The organism is Streptomyces sp. Ru71 (genome assembly GCF_002920535.1).
Taxonomy (GTDB): domain Bacteria; phylum Actinomycetota; class Actinomycetes; order Streptomycetales; family Streptomycetaceae; genus Streptomyces.
This window is the reverse complement of record NZ_PQSS01000006.1, coordinates 122,722-144,585: the sequence shown is the minus strand read 5'-3', so window position 1 is coordinate 144,585 and position 21,864 is coordinate 122,722. Positions and strand designations below refer to the sequence as shown.

The window sequence follows — 21,864 nt, the reverse complement described above, 5'->3', positions numbered from 1 at the left end:
CGGAAGACGATGGTGTCGGATTCTCGCCGGACAGGAGGCGGGACGCGTTGGTTGGCTGACCGCATGACCACAGCGCACATCGACAAAGCCCTCCTCTTCCGCTCCCTGCACGACCCCGCACGCCCGCTCGCGCTCGCCAACGCCTGGGACGTGGCCAGCGCCCGTGTCATCGAGGCCGCGGGGGCACCCGCCATCGCCACCACCAGCGCCGGGACGGCCTGGTCGCTCGGCCGGCCGGACGGGGAGACCCTCTCCGCCGACGAGGTGGTGGACCTGATCGCCCGGATCGTCGCGGTGGTCGGCGTACCGGTCACCGCCGACATCGAGGGCGGGTACGCGCAGGATGCGTCCGGCGTCGCCCGGACCGTGACCCGGGTGCTGGAAGCGGGCGCCGTGGGCGTCAACATCGAGGACGGCACCCGGCCTCCGGCCGACCTCGCGGCACGGCTGACGGCGGCCCGGGCCGCGGCGGACCGCGCGGGCGTGCCCCTCTTCCTCAACGCCCGCACCGACACCTACCTCTTCGGACTCGGCGACCCCGCCACCCGGCTGAAGGACACCCTGGAGCGGGCGCGCGGGTACGTGGAGGCCGGCGCCGACGGCATCTTCGTCCCCGGCGTCACCGACACCGCCACCCTCGCGGAACTGGCCGCGGGCATCGACGTACCGCTGAACGTCATGGCCGGCCCCGGAGCACCCGCCGTCGCCGAGCTGGGCGCCCTCGGCGTCGCCCGCGTCAGCCTCGGCTCGGGCGTCGCCCAGACCGCCTACACCGCCGCCCGCCACGCGGCGCGGCAGCTGTACGACACCGGCGACTACCAGCCGCTCACCGGTGCCCTGCCCTTCCCGGAGCTCAACGGCCTGTTCCCCGGCGCACGCTGACCGAAAGCGGTCCGGGCGGCCCGCGTGTACGGATGAAAGTGGTCAGGAGGGCGGCGTGTCACCGCCAGGGGCCGGCGGCCCCCGGTCGACGCTTCGACCGAGTGGCTTGGGCCGGCAGGGCATCAGGAGGTGGCGCACATGCTCGTACTGGGGCGCTCGCACGTCGAGGCCCTGCTCGACATGGACGCGCTGATCGACGCGCTGGCCCCGGCGATGGCGGACCTCAGCGCGGGCCACGCCTCGGCCCCTGACCGCGTCGCCGCGCTGGTGCGCGAGCGTGAGGGGTTCCTGGCGGCGATGCCCGGCTTCGTCCCGTCGGCCGGGGTGCTCATGAGCAAGCTGGTCTCCCTCTTCCCACACAATGCCGGCACCCGGCTGCCGACCCACCAGGCCCTCATCGTGGTGTTCGATCCGGACACCGGCGAGCCCGTGGCGCTGCTGGACGGCACGGTCATCACCGCGGCACGCACCGCCGCCTGCTCGGCGCTCTCGGTACGGCTGCTGGCCCGCGAGGACGCAGCGGTGCTGGCGATCCTGGGCACCGGGGTGCAGGCCCGGTCCCACGCCCGCGCGATCTGCCGGGTCCGTCCCGTCCGGCAGATCCGGGTGGCCGGCCGGGACCCGGCGAAAGCGGCCGCGCTGGCCGAGGAGCTGTCGTCCGTGCTGGAGGCCGAGGTCCGTGCGGCATCCGGCTACGCCGATGCGCTCGACGGCGCGGACATCGCCGCCGCGACCACCCACGCCCTCCACCCCGTGATCCGCCGCCCCTGGCTGACACCCGGGGTGCACATCACGTCGGTCGGCTACAACCCGGCCGGCCGCGAGGTCGACGACGCCACGGTCGCCGAGGCTCTGGTGTGCGTCGAATCGCGGCGGGCCGCGCTGGCGCCCTTCCCGGCGGGCAGCAACGACCTGCTGGTGCCGATCCGCGACGGCCTCATCACAGCCGAGCACGTGCACGCAGAGCTGGGCGAACTCGTCGCCGGCAGCAGACCGGGACGCACCTCGCCCGACCAGATCACCCTCTACAAATCGGTCGGCGTCGCGGTGCAGGACGCCGCGGCCGCGGCCCTGGTCGTCGCCGCCGCCCGCGATCAGTCGATCGGCGAGGAGATCGCCCTGGGGTGACGCCGATGCCCGCTCCTGTCGCCGCTCCGCGGCCTTGTTGCCGCTCTCCGCGGCGTGTTAGCAAGGGACATGCCTCGCAACCCCTCGATCTCCCGGGACATCTACGACGTCGTGATCGTCGGAGGTGGCCACAACGGCCTGGTCGCCGCCTCCTACCTGGCGCGCGCCGGACGCTCCGTCCTTCTGCTCGAACGGCTCGGCACCACCGGGGGTGCGGCGGTGTCGACCCGGGCCTTCGCCGGCCTGGACGCGCGCCTGTCGCGCTACTCCTACCTCGTGTCCCTGCTGCCGGCGAAGATCGTGGACGATCTGGGGCTGCGCTTCCAGGTGCGCAAGCGGTCCATCTCCTCCTACACCCCGGCCGTCCGCGAGGGCCGCGCCACGGGCCTGCTGGTCGGCGGCGGCGAGGAGCGCACCCGGGAGGCCTTCCGGCGGTTCACCGGCTCCGACGCCGAGTACGCCGCCTGGCGGGACTTCTACGGCATGACCGCGCGGGTCGCCCAGCGGGTGTTCCCCACGCTCACCGAACCGCTCCCGAGCCGCGAGGACCTGCGGGCCCGCATCGGTGACGACGCCGCCTGGCGGACGCTGTTCGAGGAGCCGCTGGGGGTGGCCATCGAGGACCGCTTCCAGGACGACGTCGTCCGCGGTGTCGTGCTCACCGACGGCCTCATCGGCACGTTCAGCGACGCCCACGACCCCGGGCTGGCCCAGAACGCCTGCTTCCTCTACCACGTCATCGGCGGCGGCACGGGCGACTGGGACGTGCCCGTCGGCGGCATGGGCGCCCTCACCGGGGAGCTGGCCCGGGTGGCGCGGGAAGCGGGCGCCGAGCTCGTCACCGGACACGAGGTCGTCCGTATCGAGCCCGACGAGCGGCTCGGCTCGGTCACGTACGACGACGGGTTTGGCGAGGCCACCGTCGGCGCCCGCAAGGTGCTGGTCAACGCCTCACCCGAGGCCCTGGCCGCGATGCTCGGGGACACCGTCGCCGAACCCGCCGAGGGCGCCCAGCTCAAGGTCAACATGCTGCTGCGCCGCCTGCCGCGGCTGCGGGACACCGCCGTCGACCCCGAGGACGCCTTCGCGGGCACGTTCCACATCTCCGAGAGCTACGACCAGCTGGCGCGCGCCTACCAGGAGGCCGCCGCCGGCCGGCTCCCCTCCGCGCCGCCCTCGGAGATCTACTGCCACTCGCTGACCGACCCGACGATCCTCGGGCCCGAGCTGGCCTCCCAGGGCTGCCACACCCTGACGATGTTCGGGCTGCACACACCGGCCAGGCTGTTCGCCGACGACAACCGCGCGGCCCGGGAGGCGCTGACCAAGGCCGCACTGGCCGAACTCGACTCCGTCCTCGACGAGCCCATCGCCGACTGCCTCGCGCTCGACGCGGACGGCCGCCCGTGCATCGAGGCCAAGACACCCCTCGACCTGGAGGGCGAGCTGCGGCTGCCGGGCGGCAACATCTTCCACCGCTCGCTGGTCTTCCCCTACGCGACCGAGGCGACGGGACTGTGGGGTGTGGAGACGCCGCACCCCAACGTGCTGCTGTGCGGGGCCGGCGCCGTCCGCGGCGGGGGCGTGAGCGGCATCCCCGGCCACAACGCCGCGATGGCCGTCCTCGGCGCATGAGCCGTCGGCTCGCCCCCTCCCGCGCCCGGCTCGCCCGATGCCCCGCGCGCCGGCCGGGCGTCCGCTGACGCAGCCGGGGTGAGCACCCCTTCCGAGCGGGCGTACTCGCAGGTTCGCACGTAGGTTGAACATGAGCCGTTGGGGCGGAAGGGAGTGCCACCGATGGCATCGCTGGTCGATCACGCGGCGCTGTTCGCCGCCACACCGAGCCCCTACCTGGTACTGGGCCCGGACCTGGTGATCGTCGACGTGAACCGCGCCTATCTGGACGCCACCGGACGCACCCGGGAGGATCTGCTCGGCCGGCAGATCTTCAGCGCGTTCCCGGACAACCCCGCCGACCCGGAGGCCGACGGGGTCCGCAACCTGGGCGCATCCCTGCACCGGGTCCTGTCCACCGGCAGGACGGACACCATGGCGCTGCAGAAGTACGACATCCCGGTCATGAACCGGCCGGGACTCTTCGAGGAGCGCTGGTGGTCACCGGTGAACACCCCCGTCCTGGGCCCGGACGGGGAGGTGGCCTACATCATCCACCGGGTCGAGGACGTCACCGCGTTCGTCAAGGCCCACCAGGCCACCCACCCCACCGGCATCCGGGTGGGCCAGCGCCTGGAGCAGGCCCAGGCCCTGGAAGCCGAGCTGTACGCACGGGCGCGCGAGCTGCAAGTGCTCAACGAGGAACTGCGGCAGGCCCACACCCGCGAACGCGAGGTCGCCCTCACCCTGCAGAAGGCCATGCTCCACGTCCCCGACCTGGCCAAGCACGGCGACATCGCGGTGCGCTACCTGCCCGCCACCGGCTCCCTCAACGTCTGCGGCGACTGGTACGACGTCGCCGACATCCCGCCCGACCAACTCGCCCTCGCCGTCGGCGACGTCATCGGCCACGGCCTGGAGGCCGCCGCCGTCATGGGCATGCTCCGCAGCGCCCTGTCCGCCGCCATCCGCGCCCTGGAACGCCCCGCCCAGGCCCTGGAGGTCCTCGGCCTGTACTCCCGGTCCGTCGAGGGGGCCCTGGGCACCACCGCCCTCCAGGCGCTCGTCGACACCCGCAGCCGCCTGATCACCTACAGCAGCGCCGGCCACCCGCCCCCGGTGCTGCTCCACCCCGACGGACGCTGCGAACTGCTGGACCAGGCCACCGATCCGCCCCTGGGCGCCCGCCCCCAGCACGTCCCCCGCCCCCAGGCCAGCCTGCCCTACCGACCCGGCGACACCCTCGTGCTGTACACCGACGGGCTGATCGAACGACGGGGCGAGGACATCGACGCCGGCCTGGGCCGCCTGATGGACGCGCTCGGCGAATGCGGCGGCCTCGGGCCCGAGCGGCTCGCCGACAAGGCACTGGCACGCCTCGGTGTCTCCGGCGGCAGCCGGGACGACATCGCCTTGACCATCCTGCGGCTCTGAGCGACGGGACGTCGGTGACGGCGAGCGTGCCGGGACGACTGGACGGCCGACTCCCCTCTTGCACCCGCTTGCGTGGGACTGGCTTGGCGGACGAGCCAGACGCGTAATCTGTTTGCGCTTTTTGCGCTAGCCTTGCGTGTATGACGCGACGACTTGCTCAGGTGGCTAAGAAGGTGGGGGTCAGCGAGGCCACGGTGAGCCGTGTCCTCAACGGCAAGCCCGGTGTCTCCGAGGCGACACGGCAGGCCGTGCTGACGGCGCTGGACGTCCTGGGCTACGAGCGGCCGACGCAGCTGCGCGGCGAGCGTGCCCGACTGGTCGGCCTGGTGCTGCCGGAGCTGCAGAACCCCATCTTCCCGGCGTTCGCGGAGGTGATCGGGGGCGCCCTGGCTCAGCAGGGGCTGACGCCGGTGCTGTGCACGCAGACGCAGGGCGGCGTCTCCGAGGCCGACTACGTCGAACTCCTGCTGCAGCAGCAGGTCTCCGGTGTGGTGTTCGCCGGCGGACTGTTCGCGCAGGCCGACGCGCCGCACGAGCACTACCGGCAGCTGGCCGAGCGCAACATCCCGGTGGTCCTGATCAACGCCTCCATCGAGGGGCTGGACTTCCCCTGCGTCTCGTGCGACGACGCCGTCGCCGTGGAGCAGGCCTGGCGCCATCTGGCTTCGCTGGGGCACGAGCGGATCGGCCTGGTCCTCGGCCCCGGTGACCACGTCCCGTCGGGCCGCAAGCTCCAGGCCGCGCGGGCCATGGCGCAGGCGGCCGGGTCCGCGCTGCCGGACGAGTTCGTGGTGCGGTCGATCTTCTCGCTGGAGGGCGGTCAGGCGGCTGCCGCGCGACTGCTGGAGCGGGGCGTCACCGGCATTGTGTGCGCGAGCGACCCCCTGGCCCTCGGGGCCATCAGAGCGGTGCGCCGCCGGGGGCTGTCCGTGCCGGGGGACGTCTCGGTCGTCGGTTTCGACGACTCCGCGTTCATGAGCTGCACCGAGCCGCCCCTGTCGACCGTCCGCCAGCCCATCGAGGCGATGGGGCGGGCCGTGGTGGAGCTGCTGTGCGCCCAGATCCAGGGCACCCAGGCCCACCCCGGTGAGCTGCTGTTCGAGCCCGAACTGGTGGTCCGCGGCTCGACCGCGCAGGCCCCTGCGAGCTGACCCTCCGCCACTTCACCCGCCGGCGCCGGCATCCGGGGAACCTCCCCGGGTGCCGGCGCCGCGTCGTTTCCGCAGCCGTGCGCTGCCCTGGCCCCGGACTCCCCGCACTGTGACGGCCGTTGACAAAGTCTTCATCTGATAGAAACCTGTCTCGTCAACGACGCAAATATTCGACGAATTCGCTCAAAACTGCAGCCATACGTCGCAGTACACCACTGGTCATGCACCGCGGCCGGATCACGGAGAGGCCATGATGAGAGGGAGACACGCGCGCCGGCGGCTCACCGTCGGCGCCCTGACAGCAGCACTGCTCGCCCTCGGGCTGCTGCCCGTCGGCGCCTACGCCGCGTCCGCCGGCGCGGGGGCGGCCGCAGCCGAGGTGAACCTGGCTCTGGGCAAGCCGGCGAGCGCGAGCGGCGCCCACGACGGCTACCCGGCCGGCAATGTCACCGACAGCGGTCAGCAGTCGTACTGGGAAGGCCCCGCCGGATCCTTCCCCGGATGGGTGCAGGTCGACCTGGGCGCCGGCGTCCGCGTCGACCGGGTGGTGCTGAAGCTGCCCACCACCTGGGAGGCGCGCACGCAGACCCTGGCCGTCCTGGGCAGCGCCGACGGCAGCGCCTTCACCACGCTCGCCGGCTCCGCCGCCCGGGTCTTCACCCCGGCGCAGGCCAACACGGTGAGCATCGACACCGGCGCCGCCACCACCCGGTACGTCCGCGTCCAGGTGAGCGCCAACACCGGATGGAACGCCGCCCAGTTGTCCGAGCTGGAGGTCTACGGCCAGGGACAGGACCCGACCGACCCGCCGCCGGCCCAGGGCTCGAACCTCGCGCGCAACAAGCCCATCGAGGCCACCTCGACCACCCAGAACTACGTCGCGGCCAACGCCAACGACGACAACACCGGCACCTACTGGGAGTCGTCCGGCTTCCCGGCCGGCCTGACCGTGAAGCTCGGCGCCAACGCCGACCTGCAGGCGGTCGTGGTCAAGCTCAACCCGGACCCGGTGTGGGGGCCGCGCACGCAGTCCCTCCAGGTGCTCGGGCGTGAGCAGTCGGCGACCGACTTCGTCCAGCTCAAGGCGCGCGCCGACTACGCCTTCAGCCCGTCCGCCGGACAGAACACCGTGACCATCCCCGTCACCGGCCGCTACGCCGACGTCCGGCTGACCTTCTTCTCCAACTCCGGCGCCCCCGGCGGACAGGTCGCCGAGTTCCAGGTCGTCGGTACGGCGGCGCCCAACCCGGACCTCACGGTCACCGACCTGACCTGGAACCCGGCCGCACCCACCGAGGCGGACCCGGTGACGGTGAACGCCACCGTGCGCAACGCCGGCACCGCGCCCGCGCCCGCCACCACCGTGACCGTCAGCCTCGAAGGCACGGTCGCCGGTTCCGCCGCCGTGGGGCCCCTCGCGGCCGGCGCCTCGGCGACTGTTCCGGTGACCGTGGGCAAGCGCCCGATGGGCTCGTACACGGTCTCCGGGGTGGTCGACCCGACCGGTACCGTCACCGAGGAGGACGACTCCAACAACAGCCGGACCGCGGCCACGAAACTGGTCGTCGCCCAGAGCCCCGGCCCGGACCTGACCGTCACGGGCATCGCCACCAACCCCAGCAGCCCGGCGGCCGGCGCCAAGGTCTCCTTCGCCGTCACCGTGCACAACCGCGGCACCACCACCGCACCCGCGGGCACCGTCACCCGCCTGACCGTCGCCGGTACCACCCTCGACGCCACGACCGGCGCCGTCGCGGCGGGGGAGTCCCTCACGGTCGCCGTCCCCGGCACCTGGACCGCCACCGACGGCGGGGCGACGCTCGCCGCCACGGCAGACGCCACCGACGTGGTCAAGGAGACCAACGAGGACAACAACACCTACGCCCGCTCCCTCGTCGTCGGACGCGGCGCCGCCGTGCCCTTCGTGGAGTACGAGGCGGAGGACGGCCGCTACGACGGCACTCTGCTGACCACCGACGCCAAGCGCACCTTCGGGCACACCAACTTCGCCACCGAGTCCTCCGGCCGCAGATCGGTACGGCTCAACTCGACAGGCCAGTACGTGGAGTTCACCTCCACCACGCCGTCGAACTCCGTCGTCGTCCGCAACTCGATCCCGGACGCGCCGGGCGGCGGGGGACAGGAGGCGACCATCAGCCTCTACGCGAACGGCACGTTCGTCCGCAAGCTCACCCTGTCCTCCAAGCACAGCTGGCTCTACGGCACCACCGACGACCCGGAGGGACTGACCAACCGGCCCGGGGGCGACGCCCGGCGGCTCTTCGACGAGTCCCACGCCCTGCTCACCGAGACCTATCCGGCCGGCACCAGGTTCCGGCTCCAGCGGGACACGGACGACACCGCCGCCTTCTACATCGTCGACCTGATCGACCTGGAACAGGTGGCGCCACCGGCCGCCAAGCCCGCCGAGTGCGTCTCCATCACCGACTACGGGGCGGTGCCCAACGACGGCATCGACGACGCGGACGCCATCCAGCGTGCCGTCACCGCCGACCAGAACGGGCAGATCCCCTGCGTGTGGATCCCCGCGGGCCAGTGGCGCCAGGAGAAGAAGATCCTCACCGACGACCCGCTGAACCGGGGCCAGTACAACCAGGTCGGCATCCGGGACGTCACCGTGCGCGGCGCCGGCATGTGGCACTCGCAGCTCTACTCGCTCATCCCGCCGCAGGACGCGGGCGGCATCAACCACCCGCACGAGGGCAACTTCGGCTTCGACATCGACGACAACACCAAGATCGCCGACATCGCCATCTTCGGCTCCGGCACCATCCGCGGCGGCGACGGCGGGGCCGAGGGCGGGGTCGCGCTCAACGGCCGGTTCGGCAAGAACACCAGGATCACCAATGTGTGGATCGAGCACGCCAACGTCGGCGCCTGGGTCGGCCGCGACTACTCCAACATCCCCGAACTGTGGGGGCCCGGCGACGGCCTGGAGTTCAGCGGCGTCCGCATCCGCGACACCTACGCCGACGGCGTCAACTTCACCAACGGCACCCGCAACTCGACCGTGTACAACTGCTCGTTCCGCAACACCGGCGACGACGCGCTCGCCGTATGGGCCAACAAGTACGTGAAGGACCCCGCCGTCGACATCGGCCACGACAACCACTTCCGCAACAACACGGTCCAGCTGCCGTGGCGGGCCAACGGCATCGCGGTCTACGGCGGCTACGGCAACAGCATCGAGAACAACCTGGTCTCCGACACCATGAACTACCCGGGGATCATGCTGGCCACCGACCACGACCCGCTGCCCTTCTCGGGGCAGACCCTGATCGCGAACAACGGCCTGTACCGCACCGGCGGCGCCTTCTGGGGCGAGGCGCAGGAGTTCGGCGCCATCACCCTCTTCGCCCAGGGGCAGGACATCCCGGGTGTCACGATCCGCGACATCGACATCCACGACTCCACCTACGACGGCATCCAGTTCAAGACGGGAGGCGGCGCCACACCCGGCGTGCGGATCCAGAACGTCACCATCGACAAGTCGAACAACGGCTCCGGCATCCTCGCCATGGGCGGGGCACGCGGCAGCGCGACCCTGACCGACGTGACCATCACCGGCTCCGCCCAGGGAGACGTGGTGGTCGAGCCCGGATCGCAGTTCGTCATCAACCGCAGCGGCTGAGGTCCGCGACAACGGTACGGCGGTCCGCCCGCGGCGGGTCGCCGTACCGGCATGCCCTTCCGCGCCCTCGCGAAAGGGGCGAGCGCCGAACAAGACGTGGCCCCGAGCCGTAGACGTTCGGACGATCCTCTGCAACTCTCTGTGCCGCAAGCGCAAAAAATAAACAGAACGAAGAAGTGAACAACGGCAACGGGGAGAGACAGAGGACCGATGACAATCCGCAGATGGAGATCACGGAGCCTGAGCACCGTGATCGTGACCAGCCTTCTGGCACTGGGCGGCCCGGTGCTGGCCGCCCGGGCCGCCGGGGGACCGAACATCGCGCTGGGCGACACCGCGTCGGCGAGCAGCGCCCACAGCGGGTACGCGGCGCCGAACATCACCGACGGCGACCAGGGCACGTACTGGGAGAGCGCGGGATCCGACTTCCCCCAGTGGGTGCAGACCGACCTCGGCACCACCGAGCGCGTCGACGAGGTCGTCCTGAAGCTGCCCGCCGGCTGGGAGAGCCGCAACCAGACCCTCTCCGTCGAGGGCAGCGCCGACGGCACCAGCTTCAGCACCCTGAAGACCAGCGCCACCTACACCTTCAGCCCGGCCTCCGCGAACACGGTGACGATCGCCTTCCCGGCGACCCAGACCCGGTTCGTGCGGATCGCCGTCACCGCCAACACCGGCTGGCAGGCGGCGCAGCTGTCGGAGCTGGAGGTGCACGCCGCCACCGGGTCGTCGGCCAACCTCGCCGCAGGCCGCACCCTGACCGCGAGCAGCACCACACAGGTCTACGCCGCCGGCAACGCCAACGACGGCAACCGGGCCACGTACTGGGAGAGCGCCAACAACGCCTTCCCGCAGTGGCTCCAGGCCGACCTCGGCTCCTCCGTGCGGGTCGACCGCGTCGTCCTGCGCCTGCCCGCCGGCTGGGAAACCCGCAGCCAGACACTGAAGATCCAGGGCAGCACCAACGGCAGCGACTTCACCGACCTCACGGCCTCCCGCGCCTACGGCTTCGACCCCGCGAGCGGCAACGCGGCCAGCATCTCCTTCGACGCCACCACCACCCGGTACGTACGCGTGCTGGTCACCGCCAACACCGTCCAGCCCGCCGCCCAGGTCTCCGAGCTGGAGATCTACGGCCCCGGCACCGGCGACACCCAGGCGCCCAGCGCCCCGGCCAACCTCGCGCTCACCGAGCCGGCCACCGGCCAGATCCGGCTGACCTGGAACGCCGCCACCGACGACACCGGCGTGATTGGGTACGACATCTACGCCAACGGAACGCTGCTGAGCAGCGTCGGCGGTGACGTCACCACCTTCACCGACACCCGGCCGACCAGCGAGACCGTGTCCTACTACGTCCGGGCCAGGGACGCTGCCGGCAACCAGTCCGCCAACAGCAACACCGTCACCCGCAAGGGCGACACCGGCGACACCCAGGCCCCCACGGCGCCCGGGAACCTGGCCTTCACCGAGCCCGGCGACGGCAGGATCAAGCTGACCTGGACCGCCTCCTCGGACAACGTCGGCGTGGCGAAGTACGAGATCTACGCCAACAACATCCTTCGGGCCACCGTCGCGGGCGACGTCACCACCTACACCGACACCCAGCCCGCCACGAGCACGGTGGCCTACACGGTGCGGGCGAGGGACGCGGCCGGCAACCAGTCGGCGCCGAGCAACAGCGTCACCCGCAACGGCAGCGGCGGTGGCGGCTCCGACCTGGCCGTCGGCAAGCCGATCAGCGCCTCGTCCGTGGTGTACACCTACGTCGCCGAGAACGCCAACGACAACAACGTCGCCACGTACTGGGAGGGCGCGGGCGGCAGTTACCCGAACACCCTGACCGTCAAGCTCGGCGCCAACGCCGACGTCGACCACCTGGTGCTCAAGCTCAACCCGGACTCCGCCTGGTCCAAGCGCACGCAGACCATCGAGGTCCTCGGCCGGGAGCAGAGCGCCGGCGGCTTCACCTCGCTGGTCGCGGCCAAGAGCTACACGTTCGACCCGGCCGACGGCAACACCGTCACGGTGCCCGTCTCCGCGCGCGTGGCCGACGTACAGCTGAAGTTCACCGCCAACTCCGGCTCCGCCGCCGGACAGCTGGCCGAGTTCCAGGTGATCGGGGTCCCGGCGCCCAACCCGGACCTGGAGGTCACCGGGCTGACCGTCTCGCCGGCCGCGCCGGTGGAGTCGGACCCGATCACTGTCTCCGCCACCGTGCGCAACAGTGGCCCGGCCGACGCCCCGGCGAGCAGCGTGGCCGTGCGGCTGGGCGGCACCAAGGTCGCCACCGCGCAGGTCGGTCCGCTGGCGGCCGGCGCGCAGACCACTGTCACCGCCTCCCTGGGGCAGCGCGAGGCCGGCACCTACCAGCTCAGCGCCGTCGCCGACGAGTCGGGCGCGGTGATCGAGCAGAACGAGTCCAATAACACCTACACCAGCCCCACCTCGCTGGTGGTCAAGCCCGTCGAGAGCTCCGACCTCGTCGCGGCCTCGGTGAGCACCTCGCCGTCGAGTCCGGCGGCCGGGGACACCGTCACCTTCAAGGTGTCGCTGAAGAACCAGGGCAACAAGGCCAGCGCCGCCGGCAGCCACGCCGTCACGCTCACCCTGACCGACTCCCAGGGCGCCACGGTGAAGACCCTGAGCGGCGCCTACAGCGGCACTCTGGCCGCCGGAGCCTCGGTGGACGTGGAGCTCGGCCCGTGGACCGCGGCCAACGGCTCGTACACGGTGAAGACGGTGATCGCCGACGACGCCAACGAACTGCCGGTCAAGCGCCCGAACAACACCTCAAGCCAGCCGCTGTTCGTCGGGCGCGGCGCCCACATGCCGTACGACATGTACGAGGCGGAGGACGGCACGGTCGGCGGCGGAGCCACCGTCGTGGGACCCAACCGCACCATCGGGGACATCGCCGGTGAGGCCTCCGGCCGCAAGGCCGTCAGCCTCGACGCGACCGGTGAGTACGTCGAGTTCACCACCCGCGCCGCGACCAACACGCTGGTGACCCGGTTCTCCATCCCGGACGCGCCGGGCGGCGGCGGCATCGACTCGACCATCGACGTCTACGTCGACGGCGTCTTCAAGAAGGCCCTGCCGCTGACCTCCAAGTACGCCTGGCTGTACGGCGCCGAGGCATCGCCCGGCAACTCCCCGAGCGCCGGGGCCCCGCGGCACATCTACGACGAGGCGCACCTCCTCCTCGGCGAGACCGTGCCCAAGGGCAGCAGGATCCGGCTGCAGAAGGACGCCGCGAACACCTCGACGTACGCGATCGACTTCGTCAACCTGGAGCAGGCCACGCCGGTCGCCAACCCCGACCCGGCCATGTACGTCGTGCCCACCGGGTTCACGCACCAGGCGGTGCAGGACGCGCTGGACAAGGTCCGTATGGACACCACCGGCAAGCTCGTCGGCGTCTATCTGCCGCCCGGCGACTACGAGACGTCGAGCAAGTTCCAGGTGTACGGCAAGGCGGTGCAGGTGGTCGGTGCCGGGCCGTGGTTCACGACCTTCCACGCGCCCGCCTCGCAGGAGAACACGGACATCGGCTTCCGCGCGGAGGCGTCGGCCAAGGGCTCGGTGTTCAAGGGGTTCGCCTACTTCGGCAACTACACCTCGCGCATCGACGGACCGGGCAAGGTGTTCGACTTCTCCAACGTGTCCGACATCGTCATCGACGACATCTGGAACGAGCACATGGTGTGCCTGTACTGGGGCGCCAACACCGACCGGATGACCATCAGGAACTCGCGCATCCGCGACCTGTTCGCCGACGGCGTCAACATGACCAACGGCTCCACCGACAACCTCGTCACCAACAACGACGCGCGCGCCACCGGCGACGACAGCTTCGCGCTGTTCTCGGCGATCGACGCGGGCGGCGCGGACGAGAAGAACAACGTCTACGAGAACCTCACCACCACCCTGACCTGGCGTGCCGCGGGTGTGGCCGTCTACGGCGGCTACAACAACACCTTCCGCAACATCCATATCGCGGACACGCTGACCTACTCCGGGATCACCATCTCGTCGCTGGACTTCGGCTATCCGATGAACGGCTTCGGGACCGATCCGACGACCTTCGAGAACATCTCCGTCGTCCGGGCCGGCGGCCACTTCTGGGGCCGGCAGACCTTCCCGGGCATCTGGCTGTTCTCCGCGTCGAAGGTCTTCCAGGGGATCAGGGTGAACCACGTCGACATCGTCGATCCCACTTACAGCGGGATCATGTTCCAGACGCAGTACCTGAACGGCCAACCGGTGAATCCGATCAAGGACACCGTCTTCACCGACATCTCGATCACGGGTGCCCGCAAGAGCGGTGACGCCTTCGACGCCAAGTCCGGCTTCGGTCTGTGGGCCAACGAGATGCCCGAGCCGAACCAGGGCCCGGCGGTGGGCGAAGTGACGTTCAACGGGCTGGAGATGAGCAACAACGCCGTCGACATACGCAACACCACCTCCACCTTCAAGATCAACATCAATCCCTAGCGGCTGGCGCCCGTGAGGGTGCCCGACAGGGGCCGGAGGGCCGGTGCGAGCTCGGTGCGGGCTTGCGCCGGCCTGCCTGCGTGTTGCCGGCGTGGCGACGTCGGCGGAAGGCTGTCTTCCCTCTTCTGTCGAGGAATTACGAAATCTGCGCGAGATATTGCGTTCACTTGTCGACGGTGGTTGAGTGTGCGACGCCCCATCACGCACCATCACGCCCCACCACGCATCGGCGACGGGGCCACCTCACCGTTCCTGTCCGAAGGGACCACCCATGAGAACAGCCCGGCTCCGCCGTACCCGCCGCACCGGCGCGGTCGTCATCGTCTCCGCTCTCACGCTCACCGCTCTCGCCGCCTGCGGCACGAGCAGCAGCGACAACGGCGGCGGCGACTCCGCCGGCGGGTCCTCCGACCCGGCCGCGCCGCTGGACCCGAAGACCAAGGTGACGATCACCATCGACTGCATGCCCCCGGCGGCGAAGGCGGCCGAGCTGAAGGAGTGGAAAGAGGACGTCGCCGCGTTCAACAAGATCTACCCGAACGTCACCATCGAGGGCCGCTCCACCCCCGGCCAGTGCCTGGAGCCGCCGCGCTTCACCGCGATGCTCAAGGCCAAGTCACAACCGGACGTGTTCTACACCTACTTCACCGACCTGCCGCAGGTGCTCGACAACGACGGCGCCGAGGACATCACCGCCTACGTCAACGACAAGACCGTCCCCGCGCTGAAGGACATCGACCCGGGCGTCCTCGGCTCGCTCAAGCACGACGGCAAGCTCTACGGCCTGCCCACCAGCAACTACACGATGGGTCTGCTCATCAACCGCAAGCTGTTCCAGCAGGCCGGCCTCGACCCCGACAACCCGCCGCGCACCTGGGAGGAGGTCCGCACCGCCGCCAAGAAGATCGCCGCACTCGGCAACGGCATCGCCGGCTACGGCGACTACAGCGCCGCCAACACCGGCGGCTGGCACTTCACCGCGCAGATGTACAGCCTCGGCGGCGACATCGTCGACACCAGCGGCAAGAAGGCCGCCTTCAACAACGAGATCGGCAGGCAGGTCGCCAACAACCTCCACGCCATGCGCTGGGAGGACGACAGCATGGGCAAGACCCAACTGCTGAAGTGGGGCGACCTGCAGAAGCAGATCGCCACCGACAAGCTCGGCATGTTCCTCGCCGCGCCCGACGACATCGCCTACATGGTCCAGCAACTCGGCGCCAAGTACGAGAACTTCGGCATGGGCCCGATCCCCGGCGGAAAGAACACGCTGGCCGGCGGCAACAACTACATGATCAAGAAGGGGATCTCCGCCGACAAGATCAAGGCCGCCGTCGCCTGGCTGAACCAAAAGAACCTCACCGTCGGCAAGGGCCAGTTCGACTGGGCCCGCACCAAGGCCGACCAGCTGCCCGTCGGCGTCCCGCAGCCCAACTTCTGGCTGGGCGAGTCGAAGAAGAAGGACGACGCCGCCCGCCAGGCCAACGCCACCATGCCGGTCGCCAACTTCAAGACCTTCATGGACAACCCGGTGCCCGGCAAGGCCGAGCCGCCCAAGGCCCAGGAGATCTACAAGGTCCTCGACAACGTCATGTCCGGCATCCTCACCGACAAGGACGCCGACATCGACAAGCTGCTGTCCACGGCCGAGGCACAGGTCAACCAGGTCCTGGCCAACCAGTGACCGTCCCCGGCGGGGGAGAGCCCAGGGCCCGCCCCCGCCACGAGCGGCGCCCCCACGGACGCCGCCGGCGACCTGATGAGGTCCCCGTCCTGGACCGCGACGCCAGACCAGCCCGCACCAAGGAGCGACGATGTCGGCCCCCAGCCTGACCCCGAGCAAGACGGACTCCACCCGCCGCCCCACCCTGCCCCGCCAGGCGGGCCCCCCGGCCCGCCGCGACCAGTTCGTCAAGAGCCTGCGCCGCAACCTCACCGCGCACGGCTTCCTCATCGGCGCCGTCCTGTGCTTCGCGGTGTTCTCCTGGTACCCGATGATCCGGGAGTTCGTCCTCGCCTTCCAGAAGACCGAGTCCGGCCACACCAGCTGGGTCGGCCTGGACAACCTCACCACCGTCTTCAACGACCCGGCCTTCTGGCAGGCGTGGCGCAACACCGCCCTGTTCACCGTGCTGGCGCTGCTGCTCGGCTTCGCGGTCCCGTTCGTCGTCGCCATCGTCATCAACGAGTTCCACCACGGCCAGGCCTACCTCAGACTGCTGGTCTACCTCCCGGTGATGCTGCCGCCGGTCGCCTCGGTGCTGCTCTTCAAGTACCTCTACGACCCCGGGTACGGCCTGCTCAACGAGGTGTTCCGGTTCCTGCACCTGCCCGAGCAGCAGTGGCTGCAGGACTCCGACCTGTCCATGCTGTCCGTCGTCATCGCCGCGACCTGGATGAACATGGGCGGCGCCGCCCTCATCTACCTGGCCGCGCTCCAGGGCATCCCCGGTGAGCTGTACGAGGCGGCCGAACTCGACGGCGCCGGCCTGCTGCGCAAGATCTGGCACGTCACCATCCCGCAGACCCGGCTGATCCTGTCGCTGATGCTGCTGATGCAGATCATCGCCACCATGCAGGTCTTCGTCGAGCCGTTCCTGCTCACCGGCGGCGCCGGCCCCGAGGGCTCGACCACCACGGTCGTCTACCTCATCTACCAGTACGCCTTCAACTTCAACAACTACGGCGCCGCGGCCGCGCTCGGCCTGCTCCTGCTCGTACTGCTCGCCGGCTTCTCGGGGGCGTACGCCAAGCTCAGCCGCGCCGACGACGAGTGACCCGGGGGAGACCGGCATGACCACACGCACACTCATCTCACCGGCCCAACTCGCCAGGCGCCGCGGGAAAGTCGCCTACTGGACGGTGTTCGCGATCGTCGTCACCGGGTTCACCCTGGTCTTCCTGGGCCCGCTGTACTGGATGGTCTCCAGCGGCTTCAAGGACAGCCAGGAGGTCATCCGGACACCCCCGACCTGGGTGCCGAAGTCCTTCACCCCGGACAACTACTCGCACGCCTGGGAGGTCATGGACCTCTCCACGCTGCTGCTCAACACGCTGTACTACGCCTTCGGCGCGCTCGCCTTCCAGCTCGTCCTGGACGTCGCGGCCGCCTACTCGCTGTCCAAGCTGCGGCCGGTCTTCGGCAAGGCGATCCTCGGCATGATGCTCGCCACGCTGATGATCCCGGCGACCGTGCTCGTCGTACCCCAGTACCTGACCGTGCTCGACGTGCCGATCGTGGAGCGCAACCTGCTGAACACCCCGTGGGCGATCTGGCTGCCGTCCGTCACCAACGCCTTCAACATCTTCCTGCTGAAGCGGTTCTTCGACTCCATCCCCAAGGAACTCCTCGACGCCGCCGCCATGGACGGCGCCTCCCCGATGCGCGTCCTGTGGTCCATCGTGCTGCCGATCTCCCGGCCCGTCCTCGGAGTCGTGTCGATCTTCGCGGTCGTCGGCATCTGGAAGGACTTCCTCTGGCCCATGCTCACCCTGCCCGACCCCTCCAAGCAGACCCTCAACGTCGGCATCTACTCGCTGTCCAACGGCGTCCCCGTGAACGTCCTCATCGCGGCGCTCACCATCGCCTCGATCCCGACGCTGCTGCTGTTCCTGGTGTTCCAGCGCAACATCATGAGTGGCCTCACCGCCGGCGGCCTCAAGGGCTGACGCGCGCCGCGGCCCGTCAGGTCTCGCGGGCTGACGCCCCCGCCGCAGCCCCTCACCGCGCACACTCACCCCAGCCTTCGCCGCCGGCCCGTCCGACGCCCCGCAGCCTCCGGGCCGGCGGCGAAGTACCCACCCCTGCCCGAAAGGACCTCTCACGTGGCAGCCCCTCACTCGCCCCGCACCGACGCCTGGTGGCGGGACGCCGTCATCTACCAGGTGTACCCGCGCAGCTTCGCCGACGGCGACGGCGACGGCACCGGGGACCTCGCGGGCGCCCGCGCGAGACTGTCCCACCTCGCCGACCTCGGCGTGGACGCCGTCTGGTTCACCCCGTGGTACGCCTCCCCGATGGTCGACGGCGGATACGACGTCGCCGACTACCGCGCCATCGACCCGGCCTTCGGCACCCTCCAGGAGGCCGAGAAACTCATCGCCCAGGCCGCCGAGACGGGCATCCGGGTGATCGTCGACATCGTCCCCAACCACGTCTCGGACCAGCACCCCTGGTTCCGGGCCGCCCTGGAGGCCGGACCCGGCAGCCCGGAGCGGGAACTCTTCCACTTCCGGCCCGGCCGCGGAGCGAGCGGCGAACTCCCGCCCAACGACTGGCCCTCGCAGTTCGCCGGACCCACCTGGACCCGCGTCCCCGACGGCGAGTGGTACCTGCACCTGTTCACCCCCGAGCAGCCCGACCTCAACTGGGCACACCCGGCCGTCCGCCAGGAGCACGAGGACATCCTGCGCTTCTGGTTCGAACGCGGAGTGGCGGGCGTACGCATCGACTCCGCCGCCCTGCTCGTCAAGGACCCGGCCCTCGCCGACTTCACCGAGGGCGTCGACCCGCACCCCTACATCGACCAGGACGAACTGCACGACATCTACCGCTCCTGGCGGGCCATCGCCGACGAGTACGGCGCCGTGTTCGTCGGCGAGGTCTGGCTCCCCGACGCCGAACGCTTCGCCCGCTACCTGCGCCCCGACGAACTGCACACCGCCTTCAACTTCAACTTCCTCACCTGCCCCTGGGACGCGGACCGGCTGCGCCGCTCGATCGACGACACCCTCGCCGAGCACGCGCCCGTCGGCGCCCCCGCCACCTGGGTGCTGTGCAACCACGACGTGACCCGCACGGTCACCCGCTACGGCCGCGCGGACACCGCGTTCGACTTCGCCACGAAGGCCTTCGGCACGCCCACCGACCTGGACCTCGGCACGCGGCGTGCCCGCGCCGCCGCACTGCTGACCCTCGCGCTGCCCGGGTCCGTCTACCTCTACCAGGGCGAGGAACTGGGGCTGCCCGAGGCCGACGTCCCGCTCGACCGCATCCAGGACCCCATGCACTTCCGCTCCGGAGGAACCGATCCCGGCCGCGACGGCTGCCGGATACCCCTGCCCTGGGAGGCCGACGCCCCCCACGCCGGCTTCGGCTCGCACGGCGAACCCTGGTTGCCGCAGCCCGAGGGCTGGGCCGCGTACGCCGTCGACCGGCAGAGCGACGACCCGGAGTCGATGCTCACCCTCTACCGGGAGGCCCTGGCGCTGCGCCGTTCCTTGCCCGGCTTCGGCGACGGCCCCATGACCTGGCTCCCCGCCCCGGACGGCGTCCTCGCCTTCAGCCGCCCCGGCGGCCTGCTGTGCCTGGTCAATCTGTCCGCGGCCCCCGCACACCTGCCGCCCCACGAACGACTGCTCCTGGCCAGCGGCCCCCTCACGCCGGACGGCAGGCTTCCGCAGGACACGGCGGTGTGGCTCCGCAGGGAATGACCCGCGCGGCGGACCGGGCGAGACGCCGTGCCGTCCACACCAGGTCGCAGGCGCCCCGGCGCAGGTTCTCGACGCGTTCCCGCGCCGGGGCACCGGGCACGACGAAGCCCCGTTGCCCGAGACCTCGCACCGGCTAGCCGCGGCTGAAGGGGAGTTTGGTGGTCAGCCAGGTGACCAGGGCCGACGGATTGCGGCTCTGGGTCCACAACCGGCCGGGGCCGGAGAACTCGAAGACCAGCCCCTCGCCGGACTTCAGGGTCTGCATCAGCCCTTGGGTGACCTTGCGTGTGCGGTACGACAGACCGTCCTCGAAGGCGACCAGGTGACCGGAGTCGAGGACGAGCGTCTCGCCGGTGCCCAGTTCGACACGGTCCAGGGCGCCGTAGCAGGCGGCGGCCACCTGTCCGGTCCCCTCGGCCCGCACCAGGAAGCCGCCCTCGCCCCCGGCGAGGTTCTTGAGCCCGCCCCACTTCGTGTCGAGGTCGATCCCGTCGGAGGAGCACAGCCATGCGCCACGGGCGAGACTGACGCCGCCGTCGACGTCGATGGCGGTCACATCGCCCGGCAACCGCGCGGCGAGATCCACCCAGCTGCCGTCGGCGTCCGCGGTGAACCGGGTGACGAACAGCGACTCACCGCCCAGGACACTGCGCTTGAGCCCCTTCAGCAGCCCGCCCTCCGCCTTCGCCGAGACGGCGATCCCGCCGGAGGTCGCCATCATCGCCCCGGACTCGGCCCGCACCGACTCACCGCCGGCCAGGCGCACCCGGGCCACGGTGAACGAGGGGCTGTGTCGTACGTCGATATCCATGCCGGCCACGCTACGAACGGCCGCGCCCCCGCCGCGTCGGCCGAAGGTAGCCGGTGGGCCCGACCATCGGATATCCCGAGGTCCCGGCCGCGCGACTTTCCTCCTGCCGCCCGGTGACTACTTGGCTGCCCAGTAGCCCAGGTCGTTGACGCCCAGCGCGTCCGCCTGCTCCAGCGCCTGGGGCGAGCCCAGGAGGTCAGGCGGCAGGTAACCGGAGCGGACCCCGAGGTCCCAGCCGTGCACCTGTACCGCGAGGACGGCCAGGGCGAGCGCGCCGAGCGGAAGGAGCGTCGCGGGGGCGGGATCGGCTCCCGTGTTCTGCCGGTGCTCGATGAGCCGGTCCGCGAGTGCCTCCTCGAAGCGGGGCTGGTCGTCGTCGAGGAGTATCCGCAGCAGGCGCTGGTCGGGAGTCAGCGGGCCCGCTGCGTCGAGGCCCCGCGCGGCCGCGGTGCGCACCTCCTCGTCCGGCTTGCACAGCGGTACGGTCGGCCAGTCCCGCGGCAGATGCCCCTCGGCCTCGGTGAGGTAGCCGCACAGGGCGTCCATGGCCGCGAGGTCCGCCGGGTCCGACACCGGGGTGAACCGCGAGTACGGCACCCCGGCACGGACGGCCGGCCCGTAGTCGCCGCGCAGCAGCAGGCCGATCACCCGCTGCCAGTCCCAGACCAGCCCGCTGACCAGGCACAACTCGAACGCGTCGAGCCACGTCCTGGCCGTGGGCGCGTGGTCGACCACGTCCCCGAAGGCGATGTCCTCGCTGGTGATCTCCTCGCCGATGAGCGGGAAGGGGATCTCCTGGTCGCCGTTGGGGAAACACCCGATGCTCAACGCGCCCAGCGCGCACTCCGCGGCAGTCCGCAGAGCGGCCCGCGACTCCTCGTCGAGCACGGGCTCCGGTACCGTCCGGGCGGCCACATGCTCGACGAGTTCGTCGCCCATCTCCCGCAGCTTCTGCGGGGACGCGTTGTCGTACCGCAGCCGCTGCCGGCGCTCCCGGGCCCGTGCGTGGATGTCCTTGAGCGCCTCGGTCATACGCCGGTCGCTGACAGCATGGCGCGTCACTTCCCGCACGGTGCCGTCCTTTCGTGATCTTGTCGACAAGGGGTGGCACGCTATCAGTGGTCACTGACATCACTCCGGGTCGGCACCGGAGCGGCGGAGCAGGCCGTGGTCGTCGTGAGCCGGCACCCGCCCAGGGGGGAGGGCGGTTTCAGCGCCCTGATCGGTATGGCAGGGCTGGCCACGATCGCCACCTGGTCGGG

Annotated in this window: 13 protein-coding genes; 11 read left to right on the top strand and 2 right to left on the bottom strand. The window is 70.8% G+C overall.

Annotated elements, in window-relative coordinates:
- Positions 1 to 63 precede the first annotated feature (63 nt).
- The 11 genes from C3489_RS06115 (at position 64) to C3489_RS06065 (ending at position 19,791) form a co-directional block, all read left to right on the top strand.
- The gene (locus C3489_RS06115) at positions 64 to 882 is read left to right on the top strand and encodes an isocitrate lyase/phosphoenolpyruvate mutase family protein (protein WP_181139515.1); all 819 of its coding nucleotides are present in this window, start codon (positions 64 to 66) and stop codon (positions 880 to 882) included.
- 138 nt (positions 883 to 1,020) lie between these two features.
- Entirely contained in the window at positions 1,021 to 2,010 is a 990-nt protein-coding gene (locus tag C3489_RS06110) for an ornithine cyclodeaminase family protein (RefSeq protein ID WP_103780653.1), read from the top strand.
- Positions 2,011 to 2,079: 69 nt separating this feature from the next.
- Positions 2,080 to 3,645, top strand: coding sequence for an NAD(P)/FAD-dependent oxidoreductase (locus C3489_RS06105; RefSeq protein ID WP_103780651.1), 1,566 nt, complete (start codon positions 2,080 to 2,082; stop codon positions 3,643 to 3,645).
- A 162-nt stretch (positions 3,646 to 3,807) separates the two neighbouring features.
- Positions 3,808 to 5,058 carry a PP2C family protein-serine/threonine phosphatase gene (locus tag C3489_RS06100; protein ID WP_103780649.1) on the top strand — a complete coding sequence of 417 codons (1,251 nt, stop codon included), beginning with the start codon at positions 3,808 to 3,810 and terminating at the stop codon, positions 5,056 to 5,058.
- A 140-nt stretch (positions 5,059 to 5,198) separates the two neighbouring features.
- Positions 5,199 to 6,209, top strand: a complete 1,011-nt coding sequence (locus C3489_RS06095) for a LacI family DNA-binding transcriptional regulator (RefSeq protein ID WP_103780647.1) — start codon at positions 5,199 to 5,201, stop codon at positions 6,207 to 6,209.
- A 253-nt stretch (positions 6,210 to 6,462) separates the two neighbouring features.
- Positions 6,463 to 9,861: a CARDB domain-containing protein gene (locus tag C3489_RS06090; RefSeq protein WP_103780743.1), complete on the top strand. Its 3,399-nt coding sequence runs from the start codon at positions 6,463 to 6,465 to the stop codon at positions 9,859 to 9,861.
- Positions 9,862 to 10,071: 210 nt separating this feature from the next.
- On the top strand, positions 10,072 to 14,358 hold the full coding sequence (locus C3489_RS06085) for a discoidin domain-containing protein (RefSeq protein WP_103780645.1): 4,287 nt from the start codon (positions 10,072 to 10,074) through the stop codon (positions 14,356 to 14,358).
- Between the two features lie 271 nt (positions 14,359 to 14,629).
- The gene (locus C3489_RS06080; protein ID WP_103780643.1) at positions 14,630 to 16,042 is read left to right on the top strand and encodes an extracellular solute-binding protein; all 1,413 of its coding nucleotides are present in this window, start codon (positions 14,630 to 14,632) and stop codon (positions 16,040 to 16,042) included.
- 130 nt (positions 16,043 to 16,172) lie between these two features.
- Complete coding sequence (locus C3489_RS06075) at positions 16,173 to 17,135, top strand: carbohydrate ABC transporter permease (protein WP_103780641.1); 963 nt, start codon at positions 16,173 to 16,175, stop codon at positions 17,133 to 17,135.
- 16 nt (positions 17,136 to 17,151) lie between these two features.
- Entirely contained in the window at positions 17,152 to 18,027 is an 876-nt protein-coding gene (locus C3489_RS06070; protein ID WP_103780639.1) for a carbohydrate ABC transporter permease, read from the top strand.
- A 156-nt stretch (positions 18,028 to 18,183) separates the two neighbouring features.
- The gene (locus tag C3489_RS06065) at positions 18,184 to 19,791 is read left to right on the top strand and encodes a glycoside hydrolase family 13 protein (protein ID WP_103780637.1); all 1,608 of its coding nucleotides are present in this window, start codon (positions 18,184 to 18,186) and stop codon (positions 19,789 to 19,791) included.
- 133 nt (positions 19,792 to 19,924) lie between these two features.
- On the opposite strand, the gene C3489_RS06060 is transcribed toward C3489_RS06065, so the two are convergent.
- Together C3489_RS06060 and C3489_RS06055 are read right to left on the bottom strand one after the other, a co-directional pair.
- Entirely contained in the window at positions 19,925 to 20,602 is a 678-nt protein-coding gene (locus tag C3489_RS06060; protein WP_103780635.1) for a TIGR00266 family protein, read from the bottom strand.
- 117 nt (positions 20,603 to 20,719) lie between these two features.
- On the bottom strand, positions 20,720 to 21,673 hold the full coding sequence (locus tag C3489_RS06055; protein WP_103780633.1) for an immunity 49 family protein: 954 nt from the start codon (positions 21,671 to 21,673) through the stop codon (positions 20,720 to 20,722).
- Between the last annotated feature and the right edge of the window lie 191 nt (positions 21,674 to 21,864).

What these genes read in the sequence shown, in the direction of transcription:
- C3489_RS06115 (WP_181139515.1), top strand. Translation starts at nt 64, where the DNA reads ATGACCACAGCGCACATCGACAAAGCCCTCCTCTTCCGCTCCCTGCAC.
- C3489_RS06110 (WP_103780653.1), top strand. Translation starts at nt 1,021, where the DNA reads ATGCTCGTACTGGGGCGCTCGCACGTCGAGGCCCTGCTCGACATGGAC.
- C3489_RS06105 (WP_103780651.1), top strand. Translation starts at nt 2,080, where the DNA reads ATGCCTCGCAACCCCTCGATCTCCCGGGACATCTACGACGTCGTGATC.
- C3489_RS06100 (WP_103780649.1), top strand. Translation starts at nt 3,808, where the DNA reads ATGGCATCGCTGGTCGATCACGCGGCGCTGTTCGCCGCCACACCGAGC.
- C3489_RS06095 (WP_103780647.1), top strand. Translation starts at nt 5,199, where the DNA reads ATGACGCGACGACTTGCTCAGGTGGCTAAGAAGGTGGGGGTCAGCGAG.
- C3489_RS06090 (WP_103780743.1), top strand. Translation starts at nt 6,463, where the DNA reads ATGAGAGGGAGACACGCGCGCCGGCGGCTCACCGTCGGCGCCCTGACA.
- C3489_RS06085 (WP_103780645.1), top strand. Translation starts at nt 10,072, where the DNA reads ATGACAATCCGCAGATGGAGATCACGGAGCCTGAGCACCGTGATCGTG.
- C3489_RS06080 (WP_103780643.1), top strand. Translation starts at nt 14,630, where the DNA reads ATGAGAACAGCCCGGCTCCGCCGTACCCGCCGCACCGGCGCGGTCGTC.
- C3489_RS06075 (WP_103780641.1), top strand. Translation starts at nt 16,173, where the DNA reads ATGTCGGCCCCCAGCCTGACCCCGAGCAAGACGGACTCCACCCGCCGC.
- C3489_RS06070 (WP_103780639.1), top strand. Translation starts at nt 17,152, where the DNA reads ATGACCACACGCACACTCATCTCACCGGCCCAACTCGCCAGGCGCCGC.
- C3489_RS06060 (WP_103780635.1), bottom strand. Translation starts at nt 20,602, where the DNA reads ATGGATATCGACGTACGACACAGCCCCTCGTTCACCGTGGCCCGGGTG.